Origin of the sequence: Proteus sp. G2669 (assembly GCF_009915245.1) — a bacterium.
In the GTDB taxonomy this organism is placed as follows: domain Bacteria; phylum Pseudomonadota; class Gammaproteobacteria; order Enterobacterales; family Enterobacteriaceae; genus Proteus.
This window is the reverse complement of the sequence record NZ_JAABLX010000023.1, coordinates 16,811-35,198: the sequence shown is the minus strand read 5'-3', so window position 1 is coordinate 35,198 and position 18,388 is coordinate 16,811. Positions and strand designations below refer to the sequence as shown.

The window sequence follows — 18,388 nt, the reverse complement described above, 5'->3', positions numbered from 1 at the left end:
GGAGCATAGCTGGCAAGTTGGAATGAATGCTCTGGTCTTTATTATCGGTACTTCCCCTCTAAACTTGAGGGGAAAGCATTAAAATAGATCGCTTAAATCGTGAGTATAAGTTTTAGCAACTTGCTCACCGCTTCCTTTTAATTGACCAATGATTGAAACCAGTTTTTTCGCATAACCTGGATCGGTGGCATAACCCGCTTCTTGGATACGATAAGCGGCTTGTTCTGGGGTTTGAGCTTGAGGCACTTTTGCGTAACGAGGACTTTCAGTAATCAATCGGAGATAATCTTGAATGGCTTCAACATAAGAGCCATAAACGCGGAAATTATCACGCATTTTAATTGACTTACCATCAATCACTTCGGTTGTCATAATGTTTGTGACAGGCCCTTTCCAACTATTTCCTGCTTTAATACCAAATAGGTTATAACTTGGCTTACCTTCACCCGTTAGAATTTCACGTTTACCCCAACCTGATTCAAGCGCCGCTTGAGCAACAACTAAAAGATGGTGTACACCTGTGCCTTCTGTCGCTTGTTTCGCAGGCCCTAACAGTTTAGATGCAAAAGAAGCACTGCTTTCAGATAACCCTTTAAGCTTGCCAATCGTACTTTCAATTGCATTTTGGTAAGGCTGCATTGCACGATACATTTGTCCCAAGGCTTGCGTTGGCATGGATTGAAAAATATCACTGCCATCTAATGGCATTGGCGTTTTTCCCGCCATTTCGCTCGGGTCCATCGTAACTTTTGCAGAAAGCTGTTTTTCTATCATGTCAGCAAAGCCCAAGCCTTTTTGCGATAAGTCTTGAGCGATTTGTTGATCATAAAGTGAGGTGTACATTTTGGTACTTTCTGAATTAAACATGCTTTCTTGAGGTATTGCATCGCGCATGCTCTTTAACATCATTTGAACAAAAACACCTTCAAGTTGCTGCGCCACTTGGCGCAGTCCTTGTTGATCAGCATTTTGCCCGACCTGATATTTAAGTTTATTCAATGCATTACTGTCATATGCCGGCGCTGACATCGTCGGCATTGAAGAAAGCAGAGATAAATCTTTCATCAGATAATCTCCAATCTCGCACGTAAGCAACCCGCGCTTTCCATTGCCTGCAATATCGACATTAAATCAGTCGGTGTTGCACCTAATGCATTTAATGTACGGATCACTTCGTTTAGGCTTGCGCTTGCATTCACTTGCTGTAATGAGCCACCTTGTTCACTCATATTCACACTCGTATTACGTGTTACAACAGTGCTACCACCCGCAAATGGAGTATTAGGCTGACTTACATTCACTTGACTATCAACCGTGACAGAAAGGTTGCCTTGTGCAATCGCACAGCTTCCTAATGTCACATCACGATTCATAACAACAGAACCCGTTCTTGCATTAATGATCACTTTTGCATCGGCAATAACTCGTTTAATTTCGAGATTTTGAACTTCAGCCAAGAAACGGACTTGTTCACTTTTACCAATAGGAACACGTAGTTGAACTGTACGAGCATCTAAAGGAATAGCGGTACCCACACCTCTTAATTTATTAACGGTATCAGAGATATGTTGTGCCAACGTGAAGTTTTCTTCATTCAGTTGCAAGTTCAACAAACCAGTTTGACCAAATTGTGATGGTAGTTCGCGCTCAATAATCGCTCCGCTACTAATACGTCCACCCGCTAATTGGTTAACTTTAACGCTATTACCGCCTGCGGATGCACCAGCTCCCCCAACCACAATATTACCTTGAGCCAAAGCATAAACCTGATTATCAACACCTTTGAGTGGCGTCATCAGCAACGTACCACCACGTAAGCTTTTTGCATTACCTAATGATGAAACAACGACGTCGATTGATTGCCCAGTACGACCAAAAGGCGGTAATTTTGCTGTTACCATCACCGCAGCAACGTTTTTCAATTGCATATTGGTGCCGGGTGGTACGGTGATCCCCAATTGTGAGAGCATGTTATTCAGACTTTGTGTGGTAAACGGGGTTTGCATTGTTTGGTCACCCGTTCCATCTAATCCCACCACTAAACCATAACCAATCAGCGCATTTTCTCTTACCCCTTCAACAGAGGTGAGATCTCTGATCCGTTCGGCATGGGCGGAAAAACCGACACATGTCATCACGATAAAGAAAAGGCTCATCGCTATTTTTTTCATCTGGACCCTACTCATTAAAAAGGTGATACATTTAAGAAGAAGCGTTGTAGCCATCCCATAGATTGTGCTTCATTGATATAACCGTCTCCGATATATTCAATTCGAGCATCAGCAACTTGGGTTGAATTTACGGTATTGGCACCACTGATAGTTCTTGGATTCACAACACCTGAAAAACGAATAAATTCAGTACCTTGATTGATAGCAATTTGCTTTTCACCAATAACGTGCAGGTTTCCATTGGCGAGAAGTTGATCGACGGTCACAGTAATGGTGCCTTTAAAGGTATTGTTCGCATTTGCGCCACCTTTACCGCCAAAGTCACTATTTCCTTCCATACTCATATCGGTACGTTTATTACCAAATACCCCTTCCAAAAATCCTGGCGTAATCGCAGCAAGGAATCCTGCTTTACCATTACGGCTGGCATTCGCAGATGAGTTTTTGCTTGCACTCACATTCTCTTGCAATGTAATAGTCAACGTGTCACCGATATTTCGAGGGCGTCTATCTTCAAATAGTGGTTGATAGCCAAAATAAACAGGCTGAGCTGACTGAAAAATAGAGCCATTAGGTGCAGGTGCTGTTGGTGCCGTTGGAACCGCCGTTGTGTTGCCTTCTACTAACGGTTTTTTGGGTATATATGCGCATCCCGACAGTGTCAGTACCAACAGGGCGGTACCTAAACGTTGATGACGACGCCATCTGACACTAAGCTTTCTTGCCCCAGAATTGTCAGTAATGACCTTTGTATCCATCTTCGATACTCTTTTAGTAATACGCCTGACAGGAAATCCTGTCAGGCTAATGAACAAACGAAATTAGAGTTGCGTTAGTTTCTGTAACATCTGATCAGATGTTGAAATCGCTTTACTGTTAATTTCATAAGCACGTTGAGTCTGGATCATATTGACCAACTCTTCAGCTACGTTAACGTTAGAGGTTTCAACATATCCCTGATACAACAAGCCTGCGCCATTGATACCGGGGGCATTTTCAGTTGGTGCGCCAGAACTTGCGGTCTCTAAATACAAGTTTTCACCCACACTTTCTAATCCGCTGTCATTAATAAAGGTAGTTAGTGTCAATTGACCCACTTGTTGTGGAGCTGGATCACCTTCCATTTCAACACTGACTGTACCATCACGACCAATCATCACTTTCTTCGCAGTATCAGGCAAAATAATGGCTGGTACGACTTGGAAACCACTGGTGGTGACTAATTGACCATTTTGATCCATTTGGAATGCGCCATCACGGGTATAAGCGTCTGTGCCATCAGGTAACTGAACATGGAAAAAACCCTGTCCTTTAATCGCCACATCACGTGTTCCGTTTGTTGGCGCTAAGTTACCTTGGCTATGTAAACGTTCGGTCGCAACCGGACGAACACCCGTACCAATTTGTAAACCTGAAGGTGCATTCGTCTGTTCTGATGTCATTGCACCCGGCTGACGAATTGTTTGATACAGTAAATCTTCGAAAACCGCACGTTGACGTTTAAAGCCATTGGTGCTGACGTTCGCGAGGTTGTTGGAAATCACATCCATGTTTGTCTGTTGTGCATCCAACCCAGTTTTAGCAATCCATAAAGAACGGATCATGGTTTTCCCCTTACACTATTTAACTCAGTGATAGCAATTGGTTAGCTCGTTGCGCATTATCGTCAGCGCTATGAATAACCTTCATTTGCATTTCGAAACGTCGTGCGTTTGCTATCATATCGACCATGGCTTCTGCTGGATTAACATTACTGCCTTCTAACACACCAGCTAACACCTTCACGCTATCATCCGCAGGTAATTCCTCACCAGCACGCGCAGAGCCTTTCGGTGATAAATGGAATAATCCATCATCACCACGCACCAAGTCGTTTTGCTCTGGTTTTACCATTTTTAAACGACCAATCTGACCCAACATTTTTGGTGGATCAGTGGGAACATGCGCAGTCACAATACCGTTATTGGCAATACTGACATTTGCCTGAGGAGGTACTTCAATCGCACCGTTATCCCCCATTAACAAACGTCCTTGTACCATCAACATGCCATCCGCATTACGTTGGATGTTTCCGTTTCGGGTATAAGCTTCAGTGCCATCATCAAGCTGAACAGCCAAATAGCCGTTATCACTTAATGCAACGTCCATTGATCTGCCGGTATAGTTCATCGTTCCTTGACTCTGATCGCTACCTGGCGTTGAGGCTACCGTTAATGTACGAGTTGGTAAGGTATCGCCATTGACAGGTACGGCTCGCATTGCACTAAGCTGCGCTTTGAATCCAGGCGTTGATGCGTTTGCTAAGTTGTTCGCCACGACAGCTTGATTTTCCATCGAGTGTCTGGCGCCGCCCATCGCGGTATAAATCACATGATCCATAACAGATTATTTCCGGCGTTATTAGCGCAAGCTAACCAGAGTCTGCAGGATCTGATCCTGAGTCTTGATGGTTTGTGCGTTTGATTGATAGTTACGTTGAGCAACGATCATGTTGACTAACTCTTGGCTCATATCAACGTTAGATGCTTCTAATGCGTTGTTAGTTAATTTGCCGAACACACCAGAGCCTGCAACACCGACAATTGGTGAACCTGAACCGTTAGTTTCAGACCACATATTGTCACCTTGTGAGCTCAAACCACCTGCGTTTGCAAAGTTAGCTAATGCGATTTGACCAACAACTTGGCTTTGTTGGTTTGAGTAGGTCGCCATGATTGAGCCATCTTGCTCAATACGGAAGTTGGTGAATTCACCCGCTTGGTAACCGTTTTGCGCTAATTTAGATACGCTTGATTCAGCAACTTTCTGTTGGGTACTACCTGTAAAGTTCATCGCCATATCCATGGTTTCTGAACCTTTATAAGATACAGTAGTGAAGTTGTTAATGCTGGTTGCCGCTTCGTCTAATACACCGTTATTTTTATAAACTAACTTGCCTAAATTTTGAGCCGGCTCACCTGTTGTGGAATCTTGAGCATGAACTTCCCATTCATTATCTTTTGTTTTCACAAAAAATAAGTTCAAGTTATGTTCATTACCTAAGCTATCGTAAGTTGTTACGTTAGTACTGAAGTTATAAGAGTCATTATCTTTAGGATCAAACGCATGAGTCGTTTGGTCAATTGTCTCTTCAGCTGAGTTCAAGTTAACCGTCATATCCACTTTTTCGGTTGCACTTGCATTCATCATATCGGTAGGAATAACGATAGGCGCGGGTGTCGCCCCTTTTTGAACCACGTTTTTACCATCAACACTTTGTACTGGGTAACCTGTTACGCGCATACCTTGCATATTAGTCAGGAAACCATTTTTATCTTTACCAAATTCACCGTTACGTGAGTAGAAAACACCACCGTTTTGATCTTCAATACGGAAAAAACCACCGCCAGAAATCGCTACGTCTGTTGGACGGTTAGTGGTAGTGATACTACCGTCTTTAAAGTTTTGGCTAATACCTGCAACTTTAACACCCAGACCTGCACCAGAACCTGCAAAAACGTCTGCAAAAGAAACGTTTGCACCTTTAAAACCGTAGGTTGCGGAGTTAGAAATATTGTTACCGATAGTATCTAAGTTAGCGGCTGCTGCGTTTAAACCACTTACTGCTTGTGAAAAGGACATGCGCCCTCCAAGTTGAATATGTGTTAGTTAAAGAACCTGACGAATTTCATCCAATGAAACGGTATTACCTAAGCCAACATCAAGGCGGGCACCACCATCCACCATGGACACACTATTCACCAGCGCATAATTCAGTGTCTTAACAGGGACCTGAGCATCATTAAGCGTGGCGTTAACGGTAAATTTATAACTTCCCGGTGGAACAGGATTATCATCTTCATCAGTACAATCCCAAGAGAAGTTATAAACATCCGGTAGCATCTTTTTGTCCATATTGATCGTACGAACGGTCACACCACTCGCATTGGTGATGTTTATCGTAAGAGAATCAGTTGGACTGAGTAATTCAAAACCAAAAGGTGTTGAAAAAAGGTGTTCGTCGCTAGGCGCAGTTGGGTCAGTACTTTCTGATTTATACGTTCCCATTTGCTGGCGCGTTTTCTCATTTTGAGTATCAGGTGTTGGAATTGTGTCATCCCCGTCACCAGGTTTTTCAGTCTCACCTTTACCGTCGGTTGGCTGAAAGACAACAATTTTATTCCCAGAGACCATGACACCACGGCCAACTAAGGAAGATGCTCGCAACGCCTGACTTTGATCAATTTGCCCAACAATGTTATTTACTGTTTTATTCAGTGTTTCGATACCTTCAACGGTCGAAATTTGAGCCAACTGAGACGTTAACTCATTATTTTGCATTGGGTTTGTTGGGTCTTGATTTTTCATCTGAGTGATGAGAAGTGTCAGGAAATTCCCTTTAATATCATCACTACCACTTTTTTTCGTATGGTATGAAGAAGGTGCATCCCCGATAATGGTATTATCATAAGGTTCATTCATTGAGGAGGAAATACCCACAATTTATTCTCCCTATTGACCTATCATCAGTGTTTTTTGCATCAGTGATTTTGCCGTATTCATGACTTCAACGTTAGCTTGATAGCTACGAGAAGCGGAGATGGTATTAATCATTTCCCCTACGACATCAACATTCGGCATACGTACATACCCTTTTTCATCGGCAAAAGGATGCCCTGGCTGATATTCCATACGAAATGGGGCTGGATCATCCACCACCTCAGTGACACGCACGCCACCAATTTCTTGGCCGGCTGGTGCATTTACTTGAAAAACAACCTGCTTTGCACGATAAGGGTCGCCATCTGGCCCCGCAACACTGTCAGCGTTTGCCATATTGCTGGCACTCACGTTTAAACGTTGTGATTGCGCTGAAAGTGCTGAACTTGAAATATCGAAAATACTAAATAAAGACATGCTCTTTACCTTACTGTTGCAATACAGCCATCATGCTTTTAACTTGCGAATTAATAAATGTCACATCAGCCTGATACTTAAGGCTATTGTCAGCAAAATTACTACGTTCCATGTCCATATCCACGGTATTACCATCCATCGCAGTTTGATGAGGCACGCGATAGAGTAAGTCTGCCTCTAAGCGGTAACCGGGTTTGATTGGAATATGGCGCTCTGATGTCATCGCTAATTGCATGCCATGACTCCCCGTGCGTCCGTTTTCAATGGTTTTTTTCAATTCAGAAGCAAAATCAATATCACGAGCCTGAAAGCCTGGGGTATCTGCGTTAGCGATATTCGCAGCGAGAATTTCTTGGCGTTTATTGCGTATTGAGAGCGCTTCTTGTTGAAAATGAAACGTATTTTCTAATTTATCGAGCATCTTCTATCCTTGGTGGCTAAGCCACTTACCTCAGCTGATAAAACAATTTCAGTTGACAGAATAAACGCTCAAAAAAAAGATGATTGGAGGAATAGGCGTAAATTGGATTGCTATTTATGCGTTTAAGGCGTGTAAAGACGATGTACACTGTGCTGGCTAAATAAGTACAAATGCACAATTAGCATCAACTCTGTAAGGTGATACAAACTATGTTAGTTAAAACTCTTATCGGTCTGTTTTCTTTTTTCTTTATGGTGAATGTGAGTATTGCTAAATCACTCCCTGAAGAACTACAAGATTTCTTTGTCGCGCTTCATCAGCAAGGCGATAAAGTGACAGTGACAGTTTTAACACCTGAAGAGAAATGGCCTGTGTGTCAAACACAAGAGATCCAACGCCACGCTGGATCTCGCAATTGGGGACGTCTTTCGATTCCCATTCAATGTGATAAACAACGTCGTTTTATTCAAGTTGATGTTAGCGTTAATGGTGAATACTTAATCGCGAAAAAAGATATTAATCGTGATGACATCATTGAAACATCGGCTGTCAGCATGACAACCGGCGAGTTAGAAAAACAACCTTATGATGTATTGCGTGATCCAGCATTAATTAAAAATGCGATCGCAATGCGACAAATATCCGCAGGAAAACCCTTAACATCAACCATGGTTCGTCGCCCTTGGGCAATACTGGCGGGTCAAACAGTAACAGTTTTTGCACAAGGCCCTCACTTTCAGATCCGTTATGAAGGTAAAGCAGTAAACAACGCCGTGGCCAATGAAACGATCCGAGTAAGAGTAAAATCAGGCCAAATTGTCACTGGTGAAGCACTTGAAAATGGCTCTGTTCGCATTCCTCTTTAATAAATTAAAAAGCTGATAAGCAGAATAAGCCTATATTGAATTGCTTGTTACCGGTTTCAGTTACGGCAATCCAAGGTAAACTCTCTTGCGCTACAATTTGAACAAATACTGTATTTGTATACATTTTTTACTCTAAATAATTCAAGTTGTATTAAAAATACAACCATATACATACTCTAAATAATTCAAGTTGTATTAAAAATACAACCATATACATACTCTAAATAATTCAAGTTGTAGCTAGGCGACAAATGAACGAACCGCTAGGAGCATACATAAGTATGTGACTAGTGTGAGTGAATGCGGTCAACAACGCTACGGCTTGAAGTATGACGAGTAATGTGGTTAACAACGCTACGGCTTGAAATATGACGAGTATGACGACTAAGATTAAAGTTTTTGATTTCATAGCCGATATAAAGAAACAAGATGATAGGCGAAAACACATAGGTTGTTTTACAATGGCTTCATCTGACTATTAATTGATGCCTAACAAAGGATTTTCCTATGAGTATTGAACGCGCAAATCCACTGCTTCCGATTAACGCAATTGCACAACGTAACCCAAGTGAAGTTACACAGGGTTCACGTAAATCGGGAACAACTGAACAAAAAACTGCAACAGGTGACACTTCGGTTAAATTAAGTGAAGCGCAGAAAAAACTTGTTCAGCCTGGAAACAAAGACATTAACGTTGAGAAAGTTGCTCGCTTAAAAGAAGCAATTGCCAACGGAACATTAACCATGGACAGCGGTAAAATCGCGGATGCTCTTTTCCGTGAAGCTGCTGAAAGCATAACTCAATAATATTTTATATGATTATGATGGAAGAACTCCGCCAGACTTTAGATCTTCAATTATCACAGCTCAATACCATTGCTGGTATTCTACGTGCTGAACAGCAGTTATTGTGTGCAGGTAACATTGATATCAATGCACTTCACGAAGTTACTGAACAGAAGAATTTTGTCTTGTCGGCTTTAGGTCATACAGACCAACAGCGTCATACGCTAAGCTTACAAGCCGGTGTAGAAAAACCTTACACAGGGTTACCATTCTTATCTGATTTATGGATACAAGTAATGGATATTACGGCGGAGCTAAAACATCTTAATCAACATAACGGATTGCTATTAGAGCAACATATTTCTCGTAATAGTGATGCTATCCGTTTTTTGCAGAAGAACCACAGTCCAACCCTTTATGGTTCTGATGGTCAAGCACAGCGTTCTACATTAGCTGGGCGAAAAATTCAGGTTTAGGTTTTCTCGATAATTATCAGAATTCACATGAAACGCCATCAATATTGATGGCGTTTTCTTTATTGATAAAACTTTATTCACTTTAAGCCACCATACATCATTATTATCTATCTTCTTCTCGTAATCTTCATTTCTCTGATCTAAGTTTTAACTGTTATTTGAGCCTTTGATTCCTTGTTTCTTTGTTCCTTTCCTCATTTATTCACACCATTACTGCACTTTTTCATAACATCATTAAGCCACTTATTTATTGATGTACCTACTTCACCCTTTATTTTGAGTAAAAGCGCTAACACATCCCCCTTTATGTCTATCAATATAAAAAAGGCCACTTAATAAAGTGGCCTTCGCTTGTAGATAACGGTATATCAGCGAGAATGATTAATGCGGTTGCCCACCAATCATTGATGTCATACGGATACGGCGACCTTCACTAATTTCCATATTCGATAACACCGCCAATTGCGGTAAGCCACGGCGTAAGAAGCGTGAAAGTAATGGACGCAATGCGTGATTCACTAATAATACTGGCGCACCACCGGACATCTCTTGATGGCGTACAGCATCTGCCGCCTGTTGTTCAATATTTTCAGCAAGCCCTGGCTCTAATCCACCGCCACTTTGCATCGCTTGAACAAGAATACGCTCTAAGCTTGCGTCTAAACCAATCACCTGGATTTCATCTTGATCACCAAACCAGTGTTGTGTAATCGCACGCCGAAGTGCAACACGAACCACTGCGGTTAATTCAGCTGGATCTTTTTGTTCTGGTGCATGCTCCGCTAATGCTTCTAATATGGTTCTCATATCACGAATAGGCACTTGCTCAGAAAGCAGATTTTGCAATACCTTATGCAACACCGTGAGTGAAAGCATATCTGGGATCATATTTTCTGTCATTTTAGGGAGCTCTTTACTGACCCTATCAAATAACATTTGTGCTTCTTGACGACCAAATAATTCTGATGCGTACTTCGTTAATGCATGGTTAAAGTGCGTTGCAATAACGGTACTTGCAGCAACAACGGTATAGCCCTGCACCTGTGCTTGCTCTCTTAAACTGTCATCAATCCAAACTGCGGGCAAACCAAAAGCTGGCTCTTGAGTGATATCACCGTCTAAAGAGCCGACTGCATTACCCGGATTGATTGCTAACCAACGACCCGGATGCGCTTCCCCATGACCAATTTCAACCCCTTTCATTAGAATACGATAAGAGGAAGGTCTTAACTCCATATTGTCACGTATATGAACGACAGGAGGGAGATATCCTGTCTCTTGAGCGAACTTTTTACGAATACCACTAATTCGCCCTAATAACTCACCATTTTGGCGGTTATCTACCATCGGAATTAAGCGATATCCTACTTCCATAGCTAATGGATCTTCCAGTTGCACATCTTCCCATGACGCTTCAACAACACGGTTTTGCTTCTCAACTTCTTCCATCTCTTTTTGTTGTTGCACTTCGGGATTAGCGTTACGACGTAAGATATACCAACCCAATCCGCCTAATGCTGCCGTGAAGAAGAGGAAAACAAAATTAGGCATTCCTGGTACTAAACCTAACAAGCCTAATACCCCAGCTGTTAACATCAGTACACGAGGATTATCAAATAGTTGAGTCACCATTTGTTGCCCAACATCTTCATCTGTTGCAACACGAGTAACAATAACACCCGCTGCTGTTGAGATAATCAATGCTGGAATTTGAGCAACCAGGCCATCACCAATGGTTAAAAGAGTATAAGTCGTTGCTGCATCGTTTAACGCCATTCCGTGTTGAGCAACACCGACGATAAGGCCACCCACCACGTTAATCACAAGGATCATTAAGCCAGCGATGGCATCACCACGAACAAACTTACTCGCACCATCCATTGAGCCGTAAAAGTCAGATTCTAATGAAACTTCTTTACGGCGTTTTTTAGCTTCATCTTCGTTGATAATGCCCGCATTCAGATCAGCATCGATTGCCATCTGTTTACCCGGCATTCCATCCAACACAAAGCGCGCACCCACTTCAGCAATACGTCCCGCACCCTTGGTGATAACCATAAAGTTAATCAAAATAAGGATGATAAAGACCACAATACCGATAGCAAAGTTACCGCCCACAAGGAAATGGCCAAAGGCCTCAACAACGCGCCCTGCAGCTTCTGGCCCTGTATGTCCTTCCATTAAGATGATACGCGTTGAAGCTACGTTTAATGACAAACGTAACAACGTGGTAAACAGCAAAATAGTCGGGAAAGCAGCAAAGTCTAAAGTACGCTTGGTAAACATTGCCACTAACAGCACCATGATGGAGAGTGCAATATTAAAGGTAAATAATAAATCCAATAGAAAAGGTGGCAATGGCAATACCATCATTGACAGTATCAACAAGATAAGCACTGGCCCTGCCAGTATCTGCCACTGAGAACTTTTCCAATTTCCCGGCAAGCGGAGTAATGAGGCCAAATTAGCCATGACGATTATCTTCTCCAGCAAAGTCCAGTGCGGGAGGCACTGGCAAGTTCATAGGTTGTTTAGGTTTTAAACCACCTTCGGTTTTCCATCGTTTCAGTTGATAAACCCATGCAAGCACCTCTGCAACCGCAGCATAAAGGGTTGAAGGTATTGCATGGCCTATTTCACTGTGACGATATAACGCCCTAGCAAGCGGTGGTGCTTCTAGAAGCGGAATTCGATTTTCTGCGCCAATTTCTTTAATTTTTAACGCAATAACCCCAGCACCTTTCGCTAACACTTTAGGTGCGGTCATTTTGTCGTTATATTGCAGTGCGACAGCATAGTGTGTTGGGTTCGTAACAATAACGTCAGCCTTAGGTACATCAGCCATCATTCGACGACGAGACATAGCATGTTGTTGCTGACGAATACGCGCTTTAAGTTGAGGATCACCCTCTTGTTGTTTAAATTCGTCTTTAATTTCTTGGCGTGTCATACGTAGCTTTTTCAGATGGCTACGGATTTGGAAAATAATGTCGAATGCCACCATCGGGATCAGCATAAAAACCGTAATGTAGACGGCAAAAATCAGCAATTGCATTGCATTGGCTAATGCACTAAGCGGTGGAAGTGTGATCAGATGAAGAATATCGTTCCAGTTGTGCCATAAAAAAACTGTTGCAGCGATCCCCACAAAGGTTGATTTCAGTATCGCTTTAAATAACTCGGCTAACGCATTCATTGAAAATATACGTTTTAACCCAGAAATAGGGTTCCATTTTTTCGGATCAAACTTAATCGATTTACTACTAAAGTTAATCCCGCCTAATAAAGCAGAGCCACCAATTGCCACAAGCACTAACCCAAAAAATACAGGTGATAACGCAAAAACAGCTTGTTTAATCAAGCTACCAAATCGAGGGATCAACAAATTCTCATTACCAATAAGGTGATGATTAAACGTAAATCCTTCTGTTAACATGGCATATAGCCCACGAGTGATAAATCCACCACTCATCCACAGCAAACTCACGCCACCCAAGATCATTAAAACGGATGAAAGCTCTTTAGAACGAACAATTTGCCCATCCTTTTTAGCTTTTTCCCGTTTATGGGGTGTGGGGTCCTCTGTTTTTTCGAGATCGCTATCTTCAGCCACAGTCTGTCCGATTTAGATATTGAGATTAAAAGCATGAATGAAATGACTCTAAGCATGACAAATTCAGAGGAAATTGATGGGCTGAACAATCGCAAATTTACGGGGCTTTTTGGGCTATGACGGTAGGTGTTTAGAAACCGACCTAATGATAAAAATAACAATAAAGGTATTTTTGGCGCTAATAATAAGGAAATCAGCGAAATTCACAGAAAATAATGTATTTTTTATATTGATGCTTATTTAAGCAACCTCGAAAGCCGCTTAAACAAAGCGGCTTACATTTTCTTCAATAGCGTGGGCTATCAAAGCGTTATTACGTGATTTTTTATCCATAAAGTACACCATCCTAAAGAACAGAGCATAGAGCGAATGCGTTCTGCATATCTCAACGTCCTTATCGCCCTAAAACTCATCACAGGTCAAAAACCTAGACTTTCTAGCAAATCATCAACTTGATCTTGATTTTTGATCACACCAGCGTTGTTTTTATTAACCTGTGGACCATTTAATAAAGAATCAGTCTCTTTTTTCACATTAGACTTTTCAAGTTGCTCTGGTGGCAGGTTTTCCATTAATACCATCACGAGTTGTTTTTCAATTTCTTGAACCACACTCATCATGCGCTTAATCACCTGACCTGTCAGATCTTGGAAATCCTGTGCCATCATAATTTCCAATAACTGACTGTTAGTAAAAGCCGTACTCTCAGGGATATCCCGCAAATAATTGCGGGTATCGGTTACAAGAGAGCGTACATCTTTCAGCTCTTCTGGCTGTTCAAACCATTGGTCCCAACGTTCAGTAAGCTTAGTTGCATCGGCACTTAACGCATCCTGTTTAGGTTGCGCAGCTTCGACACAGTTCAATGTACGCTCAGCTGCCTGAGCGGTCATTTGAGCAACATAATCCAATCGTTCCCTAGCGTCAGGGATGGCTTCTGCTGCTTCGGCTATTGCTTTATCCAATCCTAATTCTCGCAAACTGTCGCGCAACATCCGCGTCAATTGTCCGATCCGGCTGATAATATCAGATGTCATTTCAATATTATCTTTCGGCATAATTGGATTCCCACTCATTGCGACTCCTTAGATGCCCAGTTTTTCAAAAATTTTATTTAGTTTTTCTTCAAGAATTGCTGCTGTAAAAGGTTTAACAACATATCCACTTGCACCGGCTTGCGCTGCTGCAATGATATTTTCTTTTTTAGCTTCAGCGGTCACCATTAATACTGGTGTTGCTGCAAGTCCCGCATCACTACGAATATTTTTAAGAAGCTCTAGACCATCCATGTTTGGCATGTTCCAGTCTGTTATCACAAAATCAATTGCCGAATTGCGTAATTTAGCTAACGCGTCAGCACCATCTTCTGCTTCTTCTACATTCGTAAATCCTAATTCCTTTAGCAAATTACGAACTATGCGGCGCATTGTTGAAAAATCATCAACCACTAAAAATTTCAGATCCTTACTTGCCATTGAAAACTCCTTCAAAATATATCGGCAAATTACTGTGTTGCTTTTTAAACTGAACTTAATCAGATACGCAATGATTGCGTGCTACTGATTTTCATCAGTACCGCTTTACTCATTGAGCTTATACTTTTCACCTCATCAACTGCGCCTATTTCAACCGCAGCACGAGGCATACCAAAGACGACACAACTCGCTTCATCTTGTGCAAAGGTATAACTTCCCGCTTGACGCATTTCTAATAACCCTGCTGCACCATCACTTCCCATCCCAGTTAAAATAACGCCAATAGCATTACGCCCCGCATATTTTGCGACTGAACGAAATAGCACATCGACTGAAGGACGATGACGGTTTACTGCTGGTTCTTTATTAATGTGGATCTGGTAGTTAGCACCATTACGACGAAGCTCCATGTGATAATCACCCGGCGCAACATACGCATGCCCTGGTAATACACGTTCTCCATCTTCAGCTTCTTTTACACTGATTTGGCATAAACGATTTAATCGTTCTGCAAATGAGTGTGTAAACCCTGCTGGCATATGTTGTGTAATCAACACCGCAGGGCTGGTAACGGGTAATGGTTCTAGAAAATTACGAATAGCCTCTGTGCCACCAGTTGATGCACCTACAGCAATCAACTTTTCACTCGAAATCATCGGTGTAAATGACAATGATTTAGAAGGCACGACTTGAACTTCACGCCGACTAATTCGAGCAAGAGCAGCAGCACGAATTTTTTCTGCAATCAGTTCACTATAAGCGAGCATACCTTCACGTAAACCAAGCTGTGGTTTAGTCACAAAATCAACAGCGCCCAGTTCTAACGCTTTTAACGTTACTTCTGAGCCTTTAGCTGTTAATGATGAAACCATAACGACAGGCATCGGTCTTAATCGCATCAGTTTTTCCAAGAAATCAATACCATCCATACGTGGCATTTCAACGTCTAACGTTAATACCTGTGGGTTGTACTTTTTTATTAAGTCACGAGCCACTATAGGATCTGGTGCACAATCAACAACCTCCATATCACTATGACTGTTGATGATTTCTCGCATGATTTGACGCATTAGCGCCGAATCATCAACACAGAGTACCGTTATTTTATTCATAACCTCTCCTTGCTGGTGTCAGCCCGTAAACGGTATGCCCATGCAAGTAGAAATCCTTGCTAAGCTGGCTTACATTTTCAGAATGCCCAACAAACAGCATTCCGTCTGGTTTAAGTAATGAGGTAAAGCGGTTAAGTAAGGTTTGCTGTGTCGTTTTATCAAAATAAATCATGACATTACGACAAAAAATCGCATCAAAACTACCTTCTAAATCCCATTGCTTGTCGAGTAGATTCAAATACTGAAAAGAGACCATCTCGCTGATTTGTGGCCTAATTTTCACGTATCCTTCAAAATCGCCGACACCTTTGAGAAAATATTTTTTCAAATATTCATCATTTAATGTTTTAAGCTCTTCTTGTCGGTAAACACCTTTTCGTGCTTTATCCAACACATTTGTATCGATATCGCTGGCAATAATTTTGGTTTTATAAGGGTTATTCCCAAAAACATCGCGTAAAGTCATCGCTATTGAATAAGGTTCTTCTCCAGTAGATGCAGCTGCACACCATACTCGGTAGACGCCTCCGGCTCTTTTTCTGGCATGTTTTGCCAAAATAGGAAAATGATGTGCTTCCCTGAAAAATGCAGTGAGATTAGTTGTTAAAGCATTAACAAACTCTTGCCATTCAGGGTTGCGTACATCACTTTTAAGAAACGCAAGATAGTCACCAAAGTTATTCATCCGTAATTCACGTAACCTCCTAGTGAGACGGTTATAAACCATCTCCCTTTTGTTGTTAGTCAGCACAATACCTGCCTTTTGATAAATCAATTGGCATATAGATTGGAACTGATCATCGGACAACATGAACCGTTGGGTAAAAATATCCAACGGTTGAGCAGCGATATCTGATAAGACTTCAGTAACATTACGTTTCATTGTTTTTTAATGGGTCTTTTTAAAAAATGATTTTTTATCTGCTTTTTTCAACCCATTACCTTCTAGGGATGAAGAAGTATTATTCTCATCCGTGTCAGGCAACTCGAATGCCGATACAGCATCAACAAGGTTATTAGCCTGATCTTCCAATGCTGCGGCAGCAGATGCTGATTGCTCCACCAAAGCAGCGTTTTGCTGTGTCACCTGATCCATCTGACTGACTGCATCAGCGACTTGGTGAATACCTCTGCTTTGTTCATCAGAAGCTGAGGCGATTTCTGCCATTAATTCAGTGACTTTATTTACTGATGTGACGAGTTCCTCCATTGTCTGCCCTGCATTATTAACGAGTTGAGAACCTTGAGAGACTCGTAAAACAGATTCATCAATCAATAATTTGATTTCTTTTGCAGCATCAGCACTACGTTGAGCAAGATTACGAACTTCTCCAGCGACAACAGAGAATCCTCGTCCTTGTTCGCCTGCGCGAGCAGCTTCAACAGCCGCATTAAGTGCTAATATATTGGTTTGGAACGCAATACCATCAATCACACTGATAATAGCCCCTATCTTTTGAGAACTTTGTGTAATCGCATCCATGGTTTCAACAACACTATGCGTAATTTGACCACCACGCATGGCTGTCTCAGAAGCAGATTCTGCGAGCTTACTTGCTTGCAGGGCGTTATCAGCATTTTGTTTTACCGTTGCTGTTAACTCTTCCATGCTTGCCGCAGTTTCTTCTAATGAAGCAGCTTGTTGTTCAGTTCTTGAGGATAAATCCGTATTTCCTTTGGAAATTTCTTGAATGCCAGAATACATAGCGTGGCTGTTATCTCGAACAATACGAATAGAACGCGCTAACTCACCACGCATATCTCGTAATTGTCTAAACACATCCCCTATTTCGTCATCCGTAAATACAAGAATTTCACGATTTAATTTGCCAGTCGCAACATCATTAAAATAACGGCTTAAACTTGCGAAAGGTTTAATGATATTAAAACTTAGCCAACGGTGAGCCGCGATTGACACAACAATAATCATCGCTATTGCACCGATAAACATTAAGATAGCGATAGTATAAGAACGATGTCCTTGCTCTATCGATTCTGTAATTTCTGTCTGCACGTAATTCATATAAGTATTAAATGAATTTTCCATTGCCGTTTGATAACGTTCCGTTGGTTGATCTAAAAAACCTTGGAAATTATCGTTTTTTAACATGCTATGTAATTCAGTTAATGCACCATATAAAACGCGGTAATCATTTTTCACCGCTTCAACGATTTCTTTTTCTTCTGTCGGTATTGCCTCTTTATTTATTTCAGCAAGGAAATTTTGAAAATGAGTATTCGCCGTTTCCAAGCGTGAAAGTGCAATTGATTCAATAGATTGAATATAATCCGTTGACTGTTCAGTTTTCATTGCGATAGCAACACGATTAATCGCATTACGTGTTTGTATTAAAGATGCCCAACTTAATCCTAATTCATCTCGCTTAGATGTATCTAAATCAACTCTGGTGATCTGTTCGTTATTCAAATGGATAATTCCTAGCGAAATACCACTAGAAATCACCTGCATAACGCAAAACATCATCAGTAATAAATATAGACTGGTGGATATCTTTAATTTGCGAAACCTAAACATGCCTTCACCTCGTTTAAAGCGGTGGTAAAAAGCCAC

General features: G+C 41.6%; 19 protein-coding genes. 3 read left to right on the top strand and 16 right to left on the bottom strand.

The features are described from left to right. Positions 1-78 precede the first annotated feature (78 nt). The 9 genes from flgJ to flgB all read right to left on the bottom strand — a co-directional run bounded on the left by flgJ (position 79) and on the right by flgB (position 7,488). The gene (gene flgJ, locus GWI68_RS05975; RefSeq protein ID WP_109407814.1) at positions 79-1,065 is read right to left on the bottom strand and encodes a flagellar assembly peptidoglycan hydrolase FlgJ; all 987 of its coding nucleotides are present in this window, start codon (positions 1,063-1,065) and stop codon (positions 79-81) included. Beyond that, positions 1,065-2,171: a flagellar basal body P-ring protein FlgI gene (locus GWI68_RS05970; RefSeq protein ID WP_109407815.1), complete on the bottom strand. Its 1,107-nt coding sequence runs from the start codon at positions 2,169-2,171 to the stop codon at positions 1,065-1,067. The genes flgJ and GWI68_RS05970 overlap by 1 nt, the downstream gene beginning before the upstream one ends. 14 nt (positions 2,172-2,185) lie before the next feature. Next, positions 2,186-2,929 (bottom strand): flagellar basal body L-ring protein FlgH, encoded by a 744-nt coding sequence (locus GWI68_RS05965; RefSeq protein WP_166539687.1) that lies wholly within the window; start codon positions 2,927-2,929, stop codon positions 2,186-2,188. 63 nt (positions 2,930-2,992) lie between these two features. Then, the gene (gene flgG / locus GWI68_RS05960; RefSeq protein WP_072068525.1) at positions 2,993-3,775 is read right to left on the bottom strand and encodes a flagellar basal-body rod protein FlgG; all 783 of its coding nucleotides are present in this window, start codon (positions 3,773-3,775) and stop codon (positions 2,993-2,995) included. Positions 3,776-3,794: 19 nt separating this feature from the next. After that, positions 3,795-4,550 carry a flagellar basal body rod protein FlgF gene (locus tag GWI68_RS05955; protein ID WP_166539686.1) on the bottom strand — a complete coding sequence of 252 codons (756 nt, stop codon included), beginning with the start codon at positions 4,548-4,550 and terminating at the stop codon, positions 3,795-3,797. A 21-nt stretch (positions 4,551-4,571) separates the two neighbouring features. Further along, a complete protein-coding gene (flgE, locus tag GWI68_RS05950) occupies positions 4,572-5,792 on the bottom strand; it encodes a flagellar hook protein FlgE (protein ID WP_166539685.1) in 1,221 nt (406 codons plus the stop codon). A 27-nt stretch (positions 5,793-5,819) separates the two neighbouring features. Further along, entirely contained in the window at positions 5,820-6,650 is an 831-nt protein-coding gene (locus tag GWI68_RS05945; RefSeq protein WP_109407818.1) for a flagellar hook assembly protein FlgD, read from the bottom strand. Positions 6,651-6,662: 12 nt separating this feature from the next. After that, positions 6,663-7,067 (bottom strand): flagellar basal body rod protein FlgC, encoded by a 405-nt coding sequence (flgC, locus tag GWI68_RS05940; protein WP_023581815.1) that lies wholly within the window; start codon positions 7,065-7,067, stop codon positions 6,663-6,665. 10 nt (positions 7,068-7,077) lie between these two features. Continuing rightward, positions 7,078-7,488, bottom strand: coding sequence for a flagellar basal body rod protein FlgB (gene flgB / locus GWI68_RS05935; RefSeq protein WP_006533174.1), 411 nt, complete (start codon positions 7,486-7,488; stop codon positions 7,078-7,080). Between the two features lie 209 nt (positions 7,489-7,697). Here flgB and flgA point away from each other — a divergent pair, with 209 nt between their 5' ends. The 3 genes from flgA to flgN all read left to right on the top strand — a co-directional run bounded on the left by flgA (position 7,698) and on the right by flgN (position 9,616). Next, positions 7,698-8,354 carry a flagellar basal body P-ring formation chaperone FlgA gene (gene flgA, locus GWI68_RS05930; RefSeq protein WP_166539684.1) on the top strand — a complete coding sequence of 219 codons (657 nt, stop codon included), beginning with the start codon at positions 7,698-7,700 and terminating at the stop codon, positions 8,352-8,354. A 507-nt stretch (positions 8,355-8,861) separates the two neighbouring features. Further along, complete coding sequence (flgM, locus tag GWI68_RS05925) at positions 8,862-9,161, top strand: flagellar biosynthesis anti-sigma factor FlgM (RefSeq protein WP_099075771.1); 300 nt, start codon at positions 8,862-8,864, stop codon at positions 9,159-9,161. 17 nt (positions 9,162-9,178) lie between these two features. Then, complete coding sequence (flgN, locus tag GWI68_RS05920; RefSeq protein WP_227335692.1) at positions 9,179-9,616, top strand: flagellar export chaperone FlgN; 438 nt, start codon at positions 9,179-9,181, stop codon at positions 9,614-9,616. Positions 9,617-9,997: 381 nt separating this feature from the next. On the opposite strand, the gene flhA is transcribed toward flgN, so the two are convergent. From flhA to GWI68_RS05885, 7 genes are all read right to left on the bottom strand, one after another. After that, positions 9,998-12,088, bottom strand: a complete 2,091-nt coding sequence (gene flhA, locus GWI68_RS05915) for a flagellar biosynthesis protein FlhA (protein ID WP_166539683.1) — start codon at positions 12,086-12,088, stop codon at positions 9,998-10,000. Beyond that, positions 12,081-13,229, bottom strand: coding sequence for a flagellar biosynthesis protein FlhB (gene flhB / locus GWI68_RS05910; RefSeq protein WP_166539682.1), 1,149 nt, complete (start codon positions 13,227-13,229; stop codon positions 12,081-12,083). Before flhB ends, flhA begins: the two co-directional genes overlap by 8 nt. Positions 13,230-13,648: 419 nt before the next feature. Then, complete coding sequence (cheZ, locus tag GWI68_RS05905; protein WP_023581808.1) at positions 13,649-14,305, bottom strand: protein phosphatase CheZ; 657 nt, start codon at positions 14,303-14,305, stop codon at positions 13,649-13,651. 9 nt (positions 14,306-14,314) lie between these two features. Beyond that, positions 14,315-14,704, bottom strand: a complete 390-nt coding sequence (gene cheY / locus GWI68_RS05900) for a chemotaxis response regulator CheY (protein WP_023581807.1) — start codon at positions 14,702-14,704, stop codon at positions 14,315-14,317. 59 nt (positions 14,705-14,763) lie between these two features. Further along, positions 14,764-15,816 (bottom strand): chemotaxis response regulator protein-glutamate methylesterase, encoded by a 1,053-nt coding sequence (locus GWI68_RS05895; RefSeq protein WP_109407821.1) that lies wholly within the window; start codon positions 15,814-15,816, stop codon positions 14,764-14,766. Then, positions 15,809-16,699 carry a protein-glutamate O-methyltransferase CheR gene (gene cheR, locus GWI68_RS05890; protein ID WP_109407822.1) on the bottom strand — a complete coding sequence of 297 codons (891 nt, stop codon included), beginning with the start codon at positions 16,697-16,699 and terminating at the stop codon, positions 15,809-15,811. Before cheR ends, GWI68_RS05895 begins: the two co-directional genes overlap by 8 nt. 6 nt (positions 16,700-16,705) lie before the next feature. Further along, positions 16,706-18,352 carry a methyl-accepting chemotaxis protein gene (locus GWI68_RS05885; RefSeq protein WP_166539681.1) on the bottom strand — a complete coding sequence of 549 codons (1,647 nt, stop codon included), beginning with the start codon at positions 18,350-18,352 and terminating at the stop codon, positions 16,706-16,708. Positions 18,353-18,388: the final 36 nt, after the last annotated feature.